The organism is Aquirufa regiilacus (assembly GCF_032470275.1).
In the GTDB taxonomy this organism is placed as follows: domain Bacteria; phylum Bacteroidota; class Bacteroidia; order Cytophagales; family Spirosomataceae; genus Aquirufa; species Aquirufa regiilacus.
The window spans coordinates 271,828-289,429 of the sequence record NZ_JAVNWW010000002.1 but is presented as its reverse complement, the minus strand read 5'-3'; the positions used below and the strand labels follow the sequence as shown (position 1 = coordinate 289,429).

The 17,602-nt window shown below is 44.1% G+C and carries 13 protein-coding genes and 1 pseudogene; 8 read left to right on the top strand and 6 right to left on the bottom strand.

Annotation, left to right across the window (positions count from 1 at the left end):
- A pseudogene (locus tag PQG45_RS07210) lies at positions 1–677 on the bottom strand (hypothetical protein); the annotation flags it as partial.
- Positions 678–800: 123 nt separating this feature from the next.
- Here PQG45_RS07210 and PQG45_RS07205 point away from each other — a divergent pair.
- Positions 801–2,807 carry an OmpA family protein gene (locus tag PQG45_RS07205; RefSeq protein WP_315574953.1) on the top strand — a complete coding sequence of 669 codons (2,007 nt, stop codon included), beginning with the start codon at positions 801–803 and terminating at the stop codon, positions 2,805–2,807.
- Between the two features lies 1 nt (position 2,808).
- Entirely contained in the window at positions 2,809–4,149 is a 1,341-nt protein-coding gene (locus tag PQG45_RS07200; protein ID WP_315574951.1) for a dihydroorotase, read from the top strand.
- A gap of 1 nt (position 4,150) precedes the next feature.
- Here the strand turns inward: PQG45_RS07200 and PQG45_RS07195 are convergent, their stop codons facing one another.
- Positions 4,151–4,825 (bottom strand): outer membrane beta-barrel protein, encoded by a 675-nt coding sequence (locus PQG45_RS07195; RefSeq protein ID WP_315574949.1) that lies wholly within the window; start codon positions 4,823–4,825, stop codon positions 4,151–4,153.
- An 81-nt stretch (positions 4,826–4,906) separates the two neighbouring features.
- On the opposite strand from PQG45_RS07195, the gene PQG45_RS07190 reads away from it, so the two are divergent.
- A complete protein-coding gene (locus tag PQG45_RS07190) occupies positions 4,907–5,515 on the top strand; it encodes a ribonuclease HII (protein WP_315574948.1) in 609 nt (202 codons plus the stop codon).
- A gap of 23 nt (positions 5,516–5,538) precedes the next feature.
- Positions 5,539–9,480, top strand: coding sequence for a S8 family serine peptidase (locus tag PQG45_RS07185; protein WP_315574946.1), 3,942 nt, complete (start codon positions 5,539–5,541; stop codon positions 9,478–9,480).
- Here PQG45_RS07185 and PQG45_RS07180 read toward each other — a convergent pair.
- Genes PQG45_RS07180 through fcl form a run of 3 tightly spaced genes read right to left on the bottom strand, consistent with a single transcriptional unit; the run spans position 9,470 to position 12,137 of the window.
- Entirely contained in the window at positions 9,470–10,456 is a 987-nt protein-coding gene (locus PQG45_RS07180; protein ID WP_315574945.1) for a YhdH/YhfP family quinone oxidoreductase, read from the bottom strand. The genes PQG45_RS07185 and PQG45_RS07180 overlap by 11 nt on opposite strands.
- Before the next feature lie 5 nt (positions 10,457–10,461).
- Complete coding sequence (locus PQG45_RS07175; protein ID WP_315574943.1) at positions 10,462–11,199, bottom strand: class I SAM-dependent methyltransferase; 738 nt, start codon at positions 11,197–11,199, stop codon at positions 10,462–10,464.
- Positions 11,199–12,137 (bottom strand): GDP-L-fucose synthase, encoded by a 939-nt coding sequence (gene fcl / locus PQG45_RS07170; protein ID WP_315574941.1) that lies wholly within the window; start codon positions 12,135–12,137, stop codon positions 11,199–11,201. Before fcl ends, PQG45_RS07175 begins: the two co-directional genes overlap by 1 nt.
- An 86-nt stretch (positions 12,138–12,223) precedes the next feature.
- On the opposite strand from fcl, the gene PQG45_RS07165 reads away from it, so the two are divergent.
- Genes PQG45_RS07165 through can form a run of 4 tightly spaced genes read left to right on the top strand, consistent with a single transcriptional unit; the run spans position 12,224 to position 15,740 of the window.
- The gene (locus PQG45_RS07165) at positions 12,224–13,204 is read left to right on the top strand and encodes a toxin-antitoxin system YwqK family antitoxin (RefSeq protein WP_315574939.1); all 981 of its coding nucleotides are present in this window, start codon (positions 12,224–12,226) and stop codon (positions 13,202–13,204) included.
- Complete coding sequence (locus tag PQG45_RS07160; RefSeq protein WP_315574937.1) at positions 13,201–13,620, top strand: hypothetical protein; 420 nt, start codon at positions 13,201–13,203, stop codon at positions 13,618–13,620. The genes PQG45_RS07165 and PQG45_RS07160 overlap by 4 nt, the downstream gene beginning before the upstream one ends.
- Entirely contained in the window at positions 13,580–15,109 is a 1,530-nt protein-coding gene (locus PQG45_RS07155; RefSeq protein WP_315574936.1) for a SulP family inorganic anion transporter, read from the top strand. The genes PQG45_RS07160 and PQG45_RS07155 overlap by 41 nt, the downstream gene beginning before the upstream one ends.
- 1 nt (position 15,110) lies before the next feature.
- Positions 15,111–15,740, top strand: coding sequence for a carbonate dehydratase (gene can, locus PQG45_RS07150; RefSeq protein ID WP_315574934.1), 630 nt, complete (start codon positions 15,111–15,113; stop codon positions 15,738–15,740).
- Positions 15,741–15,822: 82 nt separating this feature from the next.
- Here the strand turns inward: can and aspS are convergent, their stop codons facing one another.
- Positions 15,823–17,586, bottom strand: coding sequence for an aspartate--tRNA ligase (aspS, locus tag PQG45_RS07145; RefSeq protein WP_315574932.1), 1,764 nt, complete (start codon positions 17,584–17,586; stop codon positions 15,823–15,825).
- Positions 17,587–17,602: the final 16 nt, after the last annotated feature.

The window sequence follows — 17,602 nt, the reverse complement described above, 5'->3', positions numbered from 1 at the left end:
GCACGCGGCGTGTAAGGACGATCACTCGATCCCTCACGGTTGTACGGACGGCGCTCACCATCTTCACGAGGTGCACGCGGCGTGTAAGGGCGATCACTCGATCCTTCACGGTTGTATGGACGGCGTTCACCATCTTCACGAGGTGCACGCGGTGTATATGGACGATCACTCGATCCTTCACGGTTGTATGGACGACGCTCACCATCTTCACGAGGTGCACGCGGCGTGTAAGGACGATCACTCGATCCCTCACGGTTGTACGGACGGCGCTCACCATCTTCACGAGGTGCACGCGGCGTGTAAGGGCGATCACTCGATCCTTCACGGTTGTATGGACGGCGTTCGCCACCCTCGCGCGGTGCGCGTGGCGTATAAGGACGATCACCTGAACCTTCACGATTGAAAGGACGACGTTCACCACCCTCACGAGGTGCACGCGGCGTGTAAGGGCGATCACTCGATCCTTCACGATTGTATGGACGGCGCTCGCCACCTTCACGAGGTGCACGTGGTGTGTATGGACGATCACCGCCTTCATAAGGCTTACGGTCTCCTGCAGCAGCCCGGTTAGGCCCTGAAGAACGATCACTGAAATTTCTTGCTGTTGAGCGACCACCCGAATTACTACGGGGCGCATCTGAACGACGATTGTCGTCTTTCTGAATTCTTTTTCTCATAAAATATGCAACATCACTGCTGGATTTGTCAAAGATTTATTTCCTTGACTGATTGATAATTTATGCAAAGGTACATCAAAAAAACGAGCATAGCTTATTACATTTGAAAGATCTTTAAGGACCATGCTAGCAAAATCCACTCAATTCGCCCGTTTACTCGCTTTTTTCATCGTAATCGTTACGTTATTTGGCTGCAATCCTACACGCCAAACAAGCAAAAAAGGCTTGAAATATTTTGAACGAGGCGAATACGAATGGGCCATTCAAGCGCTAAAGCCTTTGGTAGACCAGCAACTTGCCGGCGACAAAAGCGCCTATTATGTGGCGGAATCTTACCGACTCTCCAACCGAATAGGTTTAGCCCTCCCCTATTATCAAAAAGCCCAAACGCAAGGTGTCGAGGATGTATTAATCAACTATCACATCGCTCTAGCTGCGAAGTCCTTAGGCGATTATCCCCAATGCAAAGCAGCATTGACCAAATTTTTGCAAAGCAAACCCAATCGTTTTTACCAAATCAAGGCTGAAATTGAATTAGAGAATTTGGATAAAATCCCAACCCTTGTTCAAAAACAAAGTCCAGTTGCCCTTTTTCCCTTAATGGGCAATACGCCCAAAACGGAATTTGCCGCGCAAAAAATCGGGAATGAATTGCTCTTCACTAGTTCAAGCAAACCCTTAATCTACAAAAACAATGGACTTCCATTTTTGGGACTTTATAGTGCTCCATTGTTGAAAGAAAACGAAATCACCACGCCGCATTTATTTAGTGCCCAACTCTATAAAGAGAACGCGAACGATGGTACACCGGCATTTTCGCATGACGGCACAACCGTTGTTTTTGCCCGCGGCAATACCGGAAAAAGCAAGGACCCTTCGCCAGATGTAGATTTATACATTTCGAAAAAAAATGGAAATGATTGGTCGGAACCAGAGCGCCTAGCCATTTCCGACTCCATCGCATGGGACGGCAGTCCTAGCTTTTCCTATGACGATCGAACACTCTATTTTAGCTCGAATCGCCGAGGCGGAAAAGGTGGACTCGATTTATACCGCGTGCCTATAGATAATTCGGGACGCTTCGGGAGGCCGATAAACCTCGGATCCATCATCAATACACCAGGTGATGAAATTTTCCCTTTCGTGAGTGAAAACGGGAAACTCTATTTTTCTTCTGACGGACATCCGAGCATTGGAGGGCTAGACCTGTATGTAGCTAGTCGAAACGACAACGAAATCAGCATCGAGCACTTAGGTGTACCCATGAATTCCATTGGCGATGATTTTGCCATCAACTTATCCGATCCGCTTTCGGGCTACATCAGCTCTAACCGACCGGGTGGCAAAGGCGATGATGACATTTACTTTTTCAAATCCAGCGGAGCTGAAGAGCACTGGTGGTCAAACGACAGCACCAATTCCACAACAAACCAGGTCTTAAAAACAGTTAATTATGCCCTAGCCGTACAAGTTGTACAGCCCGACGGCAAAGCTATTCCTGGCGTACAAGTAAGCACACGAAGAAATGGCGAGACCAGCGAGGTTTTCACTAGTGATAAATCGGGTAAAATCGACGCATTGAGTCTAAACTCCGGCGATGAAATTCAATTTAAACTTGAAAAAGACGGATATATTTCCGCGCGCTCAAGCTTCTCCCTAGAGGGCCGAGAAATACCACAAGCCTTGTTAAAGAAGGAACTCACGGATACGACATTTACGTTTAAAATCGTGATGGACCAGCCGGAGATCGGGAAAGAGATTAGTCAGTTCTACCAATTAAACTCCATTTACTACGATTTGGACAAAGCCGATATTCGTCAAGACGCAACGATTGAATTAGATAAAATTGTCAATTTCCTGCAAGATAATCCACAGGTAAATTTAGAGTTGGGAGCGCATACGGATGCCCGTGCAACGGCAGCATACAACCAAAAGCTTTCGCAACGCCGAGCTGAATCAGCGGTAAAATACATCATTCAACGCGGTATTGCGAAAGACCGAATTAAGCCAAAAGGCTATGGTGAAAGCCAATTAATCAACGAATGTTCAGACGGCGTGGATTGCCCAGAGGAAATGCATCAGCAGAATCGTCGGACCGAGTTCAAAATCATACAAATAAATCAGGAATAATATGTCGGCATATTTATTGAAAAATGGTCAAATCGTCAATGAAGGCACAATCACTTCAGGGGATATTCGCATAAAAAACGGGCGTATTGAAAAAATTGGCACGAGCATAAGCCCTGAAGGAAATGAGCAGGTGATCGACTTAGGGGGCAAACATGTTTTTCCCGGTATGATTGATGATCAAGTCCATTTTAGAGAACCTGGATTAACCCATAAGGCAACGATTGCTAGCGAAGCGCGGGCGGCTGTTGCCGGCGGTGTCACAAGTTTCATGGAAATGCCGAATACGGTACCCAATGCGCTGACACAAGATTTACTTTCCGACAAATACCACATTGCCCACGAAAACTCCTTAGCCAATTATTCCTTTTTCATGGGAGCGGCGAATGATAATTTAGAAGAGGTCTTGAAGACGAATAAAAACAATGTCTGCGGGATTAAAATCTTCATGGGCTCCAGCACAGGAAACATGTTGGTCGACAACACCAAAACCCTAGAAACACTTTTCCGTTCTAGCGAATTATTAATTGCAACGCATTGTGAAGACGAGTCAACAGTTCGTGCGCGTTTGGAATTATTTAGAGAAAAATACCCAACGGAAGATGCGCCAGCTTTTATTCATCCGTTGATACGTAATGAAGAGGCTTGTTATTTGTCATCCTCGATGGCGATTGATTTGGCGAAAAAATCAAACACGCGTTTGCATATTTTACACATCAGCACCGAAGAGGAATTAGCCTTATTCGAAACAGGAAAGGCCGTAAAAGATAAACGCATTACGGCTGAGGCCTGCGTGCACCATTTGTGGTTTGATGCGTCGAGCTATGAAAATTTAGGCAATCAAATCAAATGCAATCCAGCAATCAAAGACGCGAGACACCGAACGGCGATTCGACAAGCGCTTCAAACAGGAGCGATTGATGTCATTGCTACGGATCATGCGCCGCATACGTGGGAGGAAAAACAACAAGGCTATTGGAAATCACCATCTGGCCTTCCGTTGGTACAGCATCCTATGTTGATGTTATTAGAAATGAGCCTTGAAGGCGTTTTAAGCTTGACTCAAATCGCCGAAAAAACGGCTCACAATCTGGCGGAATGTTTTCAAATTCAGGACCGTGGATACATCCGTGAAGGATATTGGGCTGACTTGGCCATTGTGGATTTAAAGCAATCCCATGAGGTAACAAAATCGTCCTTGCAATATCAATGTGCATGGTCACCTTTAGAAGGCCACACCTTTCCGCATAGCATCACACACACCTTTGTTTCGGGGCATTTAGCTTATGCGAATGGACAATTTGATCTGAGCAAAAAGGGAGAACGATTACTATTTAACCGATAAATTAGAGCACATCGTCAAAGAACACACGCATGTAAAATCCAAGTGATTGATTATACAATGACTTGGAATTCGTCGCAATATTCATGAGACCGGCCTGATAAGTCAAGCCTACGGAAACAAAATTTTGGGAAACAATGCCGATCCCCACTTTAAAGCCCATGTCAAGTCGGCGAATATCGCGCGAAAAGCTTTCGCCTTCTGTCGAGGTCAATACATATATTCCTGGCTTTAATGGATTTGCGGTACGGATATCATAAGTCGCATTGTCCCACAATCCGATTCCCATGTAGGGACCTCCCCAAACAGAAAAGCCATTGGCATATTCCGAAACAGAGCCCAGCTTCAGTTCAAAATTGGGGCTAATATCCAAGTAGTTTAAGGACAAATTCCGTTCTGTATAAGTTGAATCTGAGTAATTCGTTTTTCCGTGAAAACCTTTTTGAGCCAAGGTTAATTCTGGATTGAAACTAACCCGCGAAGTCAGCGGATACTTCAACCCAAAACCTATTTCAAAGGCCGGTTTGAAAAAATAGGTTTCTCCACCAACGCCGTCTCCATTGAATCTTGCCGACTTAGCTTCGAAATGGAAGATCTTTTTCGAACGATTTTTTTGAGCAGACACAGAGTTTGCCAAAAGGCAAAGACACAAAAAAGCGAAAACGAGGTGCTTGTTCATAGGTGGAATCTTTGAAAATAATTAGCAATTTTAAGCCATATTTGTGGAAACACCAACAAATTTTATCGTTCGGCCCTAATTATGTCACTTATCAAATCTGCATTGTTACCCTATTTCCAATCCGAGGGGATTGAAGCAGGCCTTGATGAAGCAGGACGTGGTTGTTTAGCGGGTCCCGTAGTTGCCGCAGCCGTTATTTTACCAAAAGATTTTCACGATAAATTATTGACGGATTCGAAGCAATTGAATGCAAAGCAACGCAAACAACTCATCGATGTCGTGAAAAATTATGCGATCGACTATGCGATTGCCGAAGTGGATCATGCGACCATTGATCAGATAAACATTTACAAGGCCAGCGTGATGGCAATGCATCAAGCTGTCGACAAACTTCGCACCCCGCCAGATCATTTATTGGTTGATGGAAATCGCTTTATTAGCTACCCTTTTATCCAACATACCTGTATCGTCAAAGGAGATTCCAAATATTTTTCGATTGCCGCTGCCTCTATTTTAGCAAAAACCTTTCGAGATGAATGGATGCAAAAAGCAGCGGAACAATACCCTGGCTATGGTTGGGAGCGAAATGCAGGCTATCCAACCTTAGAACATCGAAAGGCGGTCCTGAGCTTAGGGCCTACCGAAATCCACCGAAAAACCTTTCATGTGGAATTAAAGGAAAAAGATTAAATTAGTGCTTTCCAATCTTAGGCATGCGTCATTATTCCCTTTTTTTGACATTACTTTTCGTTTGGGCATTTGCTCCAAACATCCATGCACAGCGGGAAATTTATCGACAAGAAGCCAAAAGTCAAATCCAGGAAAAGGCCACCCAATTTAGCCTTCAAGAAGGCATGAGGCACTCCAAAAGCATTACACTTGCCGAGGAAAAAGGGATCAAGCGCATCGATCAAATAGGCGAGAAAAAAATCTATTTACAATACATCAATGAGCTCGGGGAACCCTTGTATTTAGGAACGGAATCCAATCGGCGATCAGGCCAAATAACCCGTACCGATCAATTGTACAGCGGTGGAAATCTAGGTCTTTCACTCAACGGAAAATCAGATACACTCGCGGGAAAACTAGCCATTTGGGATGGAGGCGGTGTCATGGCTACACACCAAGAATTCTCAGGAAGGGTTAAATTACAAGAAACATCGCTTTCTCCCGACCTGCATGCAACGCACGTGGCGGGAACGATGGTTGCCAGTGGCGTCATTGCGACGGCTCGCGGGATGGCATTTGGCGCGGATCTAAAGGTTTGGGATTACAACAATGACAACTCCGAAATAAGTGCCGCATCGCCCAATCTACTTGTTAGTAACCACTCTTATGGTTACCAGGCAGGCTGGGTCTATGATTCCACGAAACGCAAATGGCAATGGTGGGGCAACGATGCCATAAGTTCACTCGAAGACTACAAATTTGGCTTTTATGACAGCAATGCACAGTCCCTTGACCGAATTGCCTATAACGCCCCTTACTATTTAATCACAAAGTCGGCTGGAAATAGTCGCTCTGAAAATGGGCCCGACTTCGCCAAAGGCGAGTATTATTTATTGAAAAATACCAAAGACTCCAGTAACATTATCCGGACAACAAACGACGCATACGATATCATTTCGACTACAGGAACGGCTAAAAATATCCTAACCGTAGGGGCAATTGAATCCATCCAACAAACGCCAAACCTTCCATCCGAAATCCGAATGAGCGATTTCTCTAGTTGGGGCCCCACCGACGACGGCCGAATTAAACCCGACATCATGGGCGTAGGAACAGATATCCTTTCCACCAGCAACGCATCGAATGGATCCTACACAAGCTTGAATGGAACATCCATGTCCTCGCCACAAGTAGCGGGTTCCTTATTTTTACTACAGCAATTGTACAGTCGACTCAATACGGGGAAATTCATGCGCGCGGCTACACTAAAGGGCTTGGTCATTCATAGCGCGATGGATTTTGGACCCGTTGGCCCCGATTATCAAAGTGGCTGGGGCCTGTTAAACGCAGAAAATGCGGCTTCAATCATTCAAAACAAAGATAAAACGCAGGCCATTCGCGAGTTGAGTCTTAGCAGCGGGGCCATTTACACAGAAAAAATCGTTGCGTCAGGTGCGACAAATGTAAGTGCGACAATATGCTGGACCGACCCAGAAGGCAATGTTTTACCACTGATAGCCAGCAGTTTAAATAGCAGAAGCCCTCGACTCATCAACGATTTAGACATCAAAATACAGGATAGCAAAGGGACATATCTTCCATTTACCCTGGACCCGGAGAACCCAAGTTCGCTCGCACAAACAGGGGTAAACATGCTTGACAATGTTGAAAAAATAAGCATCCTAAATACCGTACCCGGCGAAACCTATACGCTAACGGTTAACCACAAAGGCACATTAAAAAATGGCCAACAAGACTTTTCACTCATTCTTTCCGGGATCGGAGGAACAAGTTATTGCAGTGTAAGCCCAACAAGCAAAATCGCTTTAATTGCAAAATTACAAGCCGACAATAAATCCATCGCGAATACAATAGATAGCAGTGGCGTTGCGCTATCGATCGAAATTGGAGAAAGAAAAAACATCAGCGTTGATTTCAGCAATGCAAATGCCAAAAACATCCGTACCGTGGTTGACTGGAATCAAGATGGAGATTTCGAGGATGCCGACGAACTAATTAACGCATCCACCAATATTACGGGTAACACCTACAGCCTACAAATAACACCCCCGGCGAGCACAAAAATAGGCAATCGGTACAAATTACGCGTCATTTCTTCCTACGAACCCATCAATTCTACTTGCGGAATCTTTCCGAGCGGCAACAGCTTGGACGCAACAATTCTCCTATTGCAAGCATCAAATGACATTGCAGCCATTGGGGTCAACACAACAACGGGGAATTTCTGTCAGCAAACTGGCAATGTAACCTTATTAGTGCGATTGAAAAATGTGGGGAGTAAAACCCAAGCAAAACTTCCTGTAAAGGTCGATATCTATGCTAATGCTCTATTTGTCACGCAGCTGACTGCTACGATGGAGAAAATCAATCCTGGCAGTGAACAAGAAGTTGCTTTACAAGGGAATTTGAACATTGAGGCAGGAAAAACCTACACATTCGAACTTAGCCACCAACTAGCCGGCGACCAATTTGGTCTAAACAATCGGATAGTGGTTGAAAAATTTATTGAAACACCCAAAGCTCCAATTGCGACGGGTACCCAATGCGTTCCAGGAACATTGGTTAATTTAAGCTCCTCAAATGACGCCTCCTTGTGGTATACAAATAATACGCTTGTTGGGGCTGGCGCACGCATTAGCCTTCCTGCTTCCGACAAATACAGCGTCGCACAAGCTGATTTTTCAGGCAACTTAAAACCAAGTGGTAAGTCGGAATTTGGCACAGGGACATATTACAACAATTTCGGTCCTGAACCCATCATTGAAGTCAAAAGCCCCATCGTTTTGGAAAGCGCCCGTATTTATGTAGGCACGTCGGGAACAATAACCTTCAGTGTATTTAACAAAGATACAGGGGAGCTCGTAGGTACAGTCACAAAAGATGTCGTTGCTACTCGGACACAAAGTAATTTAACGCGGACGAAAGATGGCCAACTGACGGATGACAAAGATGACCCGGGTCAAGTTGTTTATTTGAACCTTTCCTTTCCGAAGGCTGGAAGCTATCTTTTGTCTCAATCCTGTTCGAATGGGGCAAGTATTTTCCGGAGCAATAAGAGTCTTGCTGATACGATAAATGCTCCTACAAACATTGGCTATCCTTATACCATACCGAACATACTCACGTTAACCGGCGCAAAGTTTAATGGCTCGCCGATAACAAGCGGCTACTATTATTTTTATGATATGAAGTTTCGATCGATTGGATGTCCTACACCAAGAAATCAAGTTGTCGTATCCACAAGTCCAAATCCGAGTATTAATATAAATCCTGTAGGTACCCTTACGATTTGCCCAAATGAGGTAAAAGATCTTACAGCCGAAGCAAGTGAAAATACAAGTATTCAGTGGTTACTGAATGGGACCCCCATTTCCGGAGCTACTCAGACAAGCTTTAGGGCGAACAAAACGGGGCAATATCAAGCACAAGCGAGTAATTTGAGTAACTGCACGAGTGTAAGCACAACATTCAATCTGATTTATTCAAAGCCCGTCGCACCTTCCTTAACCTTCTCAAATGGTATTTTAAAAACGATTGGAGGGACAAATCCACAATGGTATTTGAATGGGGTAAGTATTCCCGGGGCGACCACAGCCGACTTTTCCCCTAAGGAATCGGGCAGCTATACCATTAAAGTAATCGATATAAACGGTTGCGCGGTGGAATCTGACAATTACAATGTAAGTATTTTGGCTTCCGACGAGCAGAATCCCTTCACCCAAATGACTGCTTTCCCTAACCCAGCGCAAAATGAAATTGTCATAGGACTACCTGAACATCTCCTACCTACAAAAGAAATTACAATCCAATTGTATACGAATTCAGGACAGCTTATTCGAGAAGTAAGCCTTGTGAGCGAGAACCATAAAATCCGGGTTGATATTCGCGACTTAGCGCTTGGAAATTACCTCATCGCATTTCCGGAATTAACGAATCAAAAAGGCATCAAATTTGTCAAATTTTAACAAGATAACGACCGCTACTTGTCCCTGCTAGCATGGACGACAATACGCTAGGAGCCTGTTCAAGTGTAATTTCTTGACAAAAATCCGCCAAGTTCAATGACCAATCTTCTGCTATTTTAGCCCATAATTGTTGTTTATAGGCAAGTGGAGAGTCCGCCGAATAAATTCCTAGCATCCGCGCCCCGCGCAAAATAAAGGGGTACACTTGCATAGGCAATTCAACGCCCGACGCCATTCCACAAACAGCAACAGCACCACCGAATTTCAATCGCTTGACTACTTGAACAAGGTAATCCCCTCCAAGCGTGTCAATCGCCCCCGCATATTCCATCGCATATAATGCACGAACAGGTTCCTCAGCGAAATCCTGTCGAGCAATCACTCGGGAGGCCCCTAATACCTTCAACGTTTCCGCTAGCTCAGGCTTGCCGCTCAGTGCAACGACCGAATAGCCTAAATGACTCAACAAGCGAATCCCAATCATTCCCACGCCTCCGCTGGCACCCGTCACGAATACGTCACCCTTATCGGAAGTAACTTGATTAGCAACCAATGCATCTACCGCCATGGCGGCCGTTAAGCCTGCGGTCCCCCACTGCATCGCGACGCGAGTAGATAAATCATTGGGGATTTCAACAACCCAGTTGGCAGGCACAGCAATATATTCCGATAGGCCACCGTGTGCATTCATGCCCATATCGAACCCTGTCACCAACACGCGCATGCCAGGTTTGAAAGCGCCACTGATGTCAGAGACGACAACTCCAGCGGCATCGATACCCGGAATATGAGGAAAGTTGCGTGTGATTCCTTTATGGCCGCTGGCCGACAAAGCGTCTTTGTAATTCAAGGATGAATATTCGACTTTAATCAGCACTTCAGAAGTTGGCAAAAAAGTTGACGGCAAATTTTGTAGTTCCGTAGAGGCTTTGCCGTCTGAACTGATTTCCGTTACGAGTGCACGAAAAGATTGCATAGGTCTTATTTCTTTTCCCAGAAAAAGATCATTCTCGGGGATGTTTGTTCGTCAAACTTAGCTAAAGTATAGTCGCCTGCCAAATTTAAAAAAGTCAAGCCTGCCTGTTCTGCGTACTTTAAAAAATCAGCTTGGGAGATCAATTCGACTTTCTCTTGAAAGGCAAAGGATTGCCCTTGATCTTCAAAATCAATCGATTTATAGAGATAACCTCCTGCTTCCCATCGTTTGATGTGGAATAAGATGGAACCGCGTTTAACGGTTTCTTCTGGGACTAAATTCGTTCGAATGTAGGTTGGATTTAGAAAATCCATGACCAAAATCCCATCTTTTTTTAGGCCTCCTGCAAATGTTTGAAACGCACGAGCATTATCTTCAGGCGCATCAAAATACCCGAAACTCGTAAAGAAATTAAATACGACATCGTACTGGGCTTGCTTAGGAAGTGGTTCCCGAAGATCGTGAACAAAGAAATGTAAATGTTTATTTGCCAAACGATTCGCCTCCGCAATACTGCTAGGGGACAAATCAAATCCTTCTACCTCCATCCCATGGCGCTGAAGCATTTTGGCATGACGGCCTTTGCCACAAGCGGCATCTAGAACGAAGGCCCCTGTTGCAATTTTCAAATGCGCTTGCAAGGCTTCGATAAAATGTTTGGCTTCTTGCTCATCCCGACTTGCATACAAGAGGTGATAATAAGGGGAATCAAACCACGTACTAAACCAGGTAGCTTTTCCCATTATTTACGCAAAGCGATGTTTTGTAAAAAGTCTTGGTAGGCTAACTGAATCCCATCCTTTAATTCGATGTGGTGTTTCCAACCTAATTGATGTAGTTTCGAAACATCCATTAATTTACGCGGGGTTCCATCGGGCTTTGAAACATCCCAACGAATTTCGCCTTCAAAGCCAACAATTTGTTTAATCGTTTCTGCCAGTTCTTTGATGGTCACATCGACACCCGTACCGATATTAACAAGTTCTTCGTCGCTGTAATTTTCCATCAGGAATAAGCAGGCTTCAGCTAGGTCATCGGCATAAAGAAATTCGCGCATGGGTGAACCCGTCCCCCACAATTCCATGGCTTGGTCACCACGCGCCTTCGCTTCATGAAACTTACGAATCATTGCAGGCAACACGTGGGAATTTTGCAAATCATAATTATCATTCGGGCCATACAAGTTGGTAGGCATCACCGAAATAAAATCACAGCCATATTGTGCACGATAGGCCTCACACATTTTAATGCCTGCTATTTTAGCGATTGCATAAGGTTCATTCGTCGGTTCTAAAACACCCGTTAACAAATAGGACTCTTTCAATGGCTGAGAAGCCATTTTCGGATAGATACATGAGGACCCCAAGAACATTAATTTCGTTACTTGATTTAAGTAAGCCGCATGAATGACATGATTCTGAATCGCCAGGTTTTCATATAAAAAGTCTGCCCGGTACGTGTTATTGGCAATGATTCCGCCTACTTTCGCCGCAGCTAAAAACACATATTCCGGCTTTTCTTGTTGGAAAAAATCCAACACCGCTTGTTGGTTTCGTAAATCCAACTCCTTGGATGTGCGTACGACAATGTCCTGAAATCCATTTAATTTCAATTGTCGGACAATGGCAGAGCCCACCATACCTCGGTGTCCTGCTACATATATTTTAGCTTCCTTTTTCAATGATTGAATGATCTGAAAGATTTAACTCGTAAAAAACCTTGCAAAAATACATAAACTACCCAAGCTAATCATTTAAATTCCTATTTTTGGGAAATTTTTTTGAACGCATAGCGTTCTTAGAAGCCATGAAAATCAAGGTCCTCATTTTATTTTGCATTTCCCTAGCAGCATTAACCAGCTACGGCCAAACGCAAGCCGTGATTTCCTCCCATAAGCCTTTGACGGACACCAGTTCACAAAAAGGATTTTTGGGTGGGCGTTTAAGCACGGGCCTTGAGGAGCAATTGGAGGGCGCAAAAAAGATCAAATCAGAAAGTAGGGCCATCATAGAAGATTTAGGCATTAAAAACCTGGGGATCAAAGCGAGTATGCTCGCACGAAGAGCTGCCAAAAAATCTCCTCCGAAAGATGAATATTCAGGCATAAAAACAGAACGTCGCTTAGGCAATTATGGCAGCGGTGCTCGAAATACCTTAGAAGAAATCAATGTGGTCAAATATGTAGAGGATGAGGCCGTAAGCCCCTATGTAGCTGAAATTTGGTGGTTTGACCCCGCGCAATCACGCATCGTAACAGGCGCGCTGAAGGACAACAAATCAGCACAAATATGCCATGGACCTTTTAGTCGGGTTGTAAATCAAAATATAAGTGAACAAGGTTTTTTCTTCATGGGGGCCAAAGACGGCCGCTGGGAAACGTATGGACCTGAGGGAGAATTAGTAAACAAACAATATTATTATCGCGGATTTCCGGTGGAATCAAACATCAGTTATTACGATGCAGAACAAAAGAAAATCAAAGAAATTATCCCTGTCGTTTTCGGAAAAATTCGCGGACAATATCGTGCTTTTTATGCAGGTGGGAATGTCAAAGAAGAAGGTGTTCTTGACGACAATGTACGTGTAGGCAGATGGCGAGAATATTATGAATTTGGTTCGGGCGGCCGACTGAAAAAGGAATGGCGCTATGGAAAGGACAAGTTTGATAATCAAGAACCCGAATTAGTTCAAGAACGAGATGCACAAGGAAAGATAATTTTCCAGCTACAAAATAAGTTAGGCGAATGATCAAGACTCTATTTTTCTTGCTTAACATACTTTTGGGGGGCCAGCAGACAACTCCTCAGATGCTTTACAGCAACCCGATGGATGGGTTTGTCCTACATACGCGAAGCGAGCATGGTAACACCAATGCCCAAGCGGCTGAACGTACTTTTGCCGAGGAGGAAGATTCCAAATCCGATTCAGATGACTCGGATGACGAATTTAATCCTTTAGATCTGCTGAAAATTTATAGCACTCATGCAGAAAACAACTTTAGCACATCTCAAAAAAAACATATCATGTATGTTGGCGAATTAAGTCCAGCTTATTTACCCCCAATATTGAGTCCTCCTGATAAAATGCATGTTTTAATTCATTTAAATCACGCATTAAAATCTCATGATGAATACTCAAACGTATATAAAATCTTTCATTACTAATGATTGGAAATCGGGCATAGCCGTATTTTTAGTCGCATTACCGCTCTGCCTGGGCATTGCCCTGGCTTCAGGCGCTCCACTCATGGCGGGCCTCATGGCTGGCATTGTGGGTGGCTTACTTGTTTCCTTACTATCGGGCTCTGAATTATCGGTCAGTGGTCCTGCGGCGGGCTTAACCATTATCGTCGCACAAGCCATCTCAAGCCTTGGATCTTTTAACGGCTTTTTGGTCGCTGTCATTTTAGCTGGAATCATCCAAATCATCTTGGGTTTGTTGAAACTAGGTAAGATTGGTGGTTTTTTTCCGAGCTCTGTCATCCGGGGCATGTTGGTCGCTATTGGTGTAGTTATCATCTTAAAACAGATTCCCCATGCGCTGGGAGATGACCTCGATTTTATTGGTGAATTTGAATTCGACCAATCAGATGGGAAAAATACATTTTCCGAAATTCTCGCATCCATTGCGGAATTCAAGATGGGGGCAATCATAATTTCCCTGGCAGGGTTGGTATTATTATTTGCCTGGACCGCTTTGGGGAAGACCGTTAAACTATTAAATGCACTGCCTGCATCTTTGTTTGTGGTATTGATGGGCGTCTTGTTAAACATCCTGTTTGGCCTGTATTTCCCGAGTCTTTACTTAGGAGATTCAAAAGACCACATGGTAAACCTTCCCATTTTTAGTGATATCGGCGCTATTGCTGCGAGCATCGTAACACCCGATTGGTCATTCATATCCAATCCAAAAATTTGGCAAATTGCATTTACATTGGCTATTGTTGCTTCATTGGAATCACTCTTATCGCTCGAAGCAACGGATTCCCTAGATCCGCTTAAACGTATTTCATCCCCAGACCGTGAATTACTTGCGCAAGGAATCGGAAATGTAACCAGTGGCCTAATTGGAGGGCTCCCTATTACCTCCGTGATCGTTCGGTCATCGACCAACATTTATGCGGGCGGTAAATCAAGAATGTCAGGCTTTATGCATGGCTTACTCCTTTTGGTAGCAATTTTATTACTGCCTTTATACTTGAACAAAATTCCCTTAGCTTGCTTGGCAAGTATTTTACTTTACACAGGATATAAATTAGCGCACCCTGACCAATTCAAAAAAATTATCAAGGAAGGTTGGAAACAGTATGTTCCCTTTTTTGTTACTATCATTGTTGTTGTCAGCGTTGATTTATTGTGGGGTATTTTTGTTGGAACCGCAGTAGGTTTGGTGTTCGTCATCATAACGAATTACTCCGCTGTTTTCACCGTGTTTATCAATGGAAATGAGGTATTAATCAAATTCCAAAAAGACGTTACATTCCTACACAAAATGGCCATACAGGAAGCCTTACGAAAAATCCCTGAAGGAAGCGAAGTGTATATTGATATCTCAAAAGTTCACTTTATTGACCATGATGTCAATGAGCTCATCAACGATTTCCTATCTACTGCGAAAGCAAGAGGCATAGATGCCGACTTAAAGAAAAAATAACATGAAAGAATATAAAAAACTCTTACTAAGCAATAAAGCTTGGGCTGCAGAACGCCTCGAGTTAGATGCTACCTATTTTGATAACTTATCAAAAGACCAAAACCCCTTGTTTCTTTGGATCGGTTGTGCGGATAGCCGGGTACCCGCCGAAGAAATAACGCACGCGGATCCAGGTGATATTTTTGTACACCGCAATGTGGCCAACATGGTTGTTCACACGGATATCAATTTATTGTCGGTATTGCAGTATGCTGTCGAGGTGTTAGAAGTCAAGCATATTATTGTTTGCGGACACTACAATTGCGGCGGGGTTAAGGCGGCGATGACCAACCATGACTTTGGTTTGATCAACAAATGGTTACGGAACATTAAAGAAGTGTATGAAAAACACTTTAAAGAGTTACACGAAATCGACAATGAGGAAAAACGGTTTGACAGACTTGTCGAACTCAATGTGACTGAACAAATTCAAAATCTAGCGAAAACGACTATTGTTCAGAAAGCTTGGCAAAAACGCCAATTTCCACATCTACATGGCTGGGTTTTCGATATCCACCATGGACATATTAAAGAAGTATTGAATATCAATGCGGGTGAATGGACGAGTCCCGTCTTTCATTACGACTTTTAATGATTCCTCCCACTTAAGCTTTGGCAATCCTTCAAGGTTTGCCAAAGCTAGCGGGAAAAAACGGCTAAACGCCTCAGAAAACTTATAAATTCGTTTTAATTTTCAACTCATCCAATTGGTCTTGCGCCAATGGAGATGGTGAATCAATCATCACGTCACGACCCGCATTGTTTTTAGGGAATGCGATGTAATCACGAATTGACTCTGTTCCTCCGAACAACGAGCAAAGACGGTCGAAACCAAATGCCAACCCACCATGTGGCGGCGCACCATATTCGAATGCGTCTAACAAGAACCCGAATTGGGCTTTTGCCTCCTCCTCAGTAAATCCGAGTACTTGGAACATTTTCGATTGTAAATCTTTTTGGAAGATACGAATCGAGCCTCCGCCCACTTCCACGCCATTCACGACTAAATCGTACGCATTCGCACGAACTTTACCAAATTCCCCGGCTTCCATCAAGGCGATATCTTCTGGCTTTGGACTTGTAAAAGGATGGTGCATCGCGAACCAACGGTCCTCTTCCTCGCCGTACTCCAACAAAGGGAAATCAACAACCCAATGAACTTTATAATTGTTCGGGTCACGCAATCCCATGCGCGTTCCCATTTCAAGACGAAGTTCATTCAATTGCTTACGCACTTTGTCTCCATCGCCTGACAACACCAAAATTAAATCGCCAGCCTCCGCTTGGAAAGCCGAAGCCCACGCAGCTAAATCAGCCTCCGAATAAAATTTATCAACGGATGATTTCACAACACCGTCCAGCTGAACACGTGCATAAATCAACCCTTTGGCACCAATCTGTGGACGACGAACAAAGTCCGTCAACTCATCCAATTGTTTACGCGTATACTCCGCAGCTCCTTTTACACAAATACCCACGACGGTATTCGCGGAATCAAATACTTGAAAATCTTTACCCGAAGTCAAATCTACGCCCTCTCCTTTCAACTCCACAAACTTCATGTCGAAACGAATATCCGGCTTATCCGAACCGTAATATTTCATCGCATCCGCATAAGTCATGCGCGAAACCTGACCAATGTCCAATTTTTTGACCGACAAAAACAAGTGACGAATCAAACCTTCAAACATATTCAGAATATCTTCCTGCTCCACAAATGACATTTCACAGTCAATTTGCGTAAACTCAGGCTGACGATCAGCACGCAAATCTTCGTCCCGGAAACATTTCACAATTTGGTAGTAACGATCAAATCCCGAAACCATCAACAATTGCTTAAAGGTTTGCGGCGATTGCGGCAAAGCATAAAATTCACCTGGATTCATCCGAGATGGCACGACGAAATCACGTGCCCCTTCCGGCGTAGACTTAATCAATACAGGTGTCTCCACCTCAATAAAATCTTGCTTATCCAAATAATTACGAACCTCACGTCCTACTTGATGACGCAAACGTAGACTCTCGCGAATCGGGTTGCGACGCAAGTCCAAATAGCGATATTTCATGCGAATATCGTCACCTCCATCCGTTTCATCTTCAATTAAAAATGGTGGCAATTTCGCTGGATTTAAGATGCGTAAATTCGTCACCTTAATCTCGATATCGCCTGTTGGCAATTTATCATTCTTCGCCAAACGCTCCACAACCACGCCTTCTGCTGCGACAACAAACTCCCGACCCAAGCCACGGGCTAAAGTCAAGGCCGACGGATCTGATTTCCCTTCCTCCAACATTAATTGGGTAATGCCATAACGATCGCGTAAGTCGATCCATAACATGCCTCCCTTATCACGTGTTTTTTGAACCCAACCACATAATGTGACTGTTTGGCCCACGTGCTCCATTCTCAATTCGCCGTTCGTGTGTGTACGTAACATAGTTTATTATAAAAAT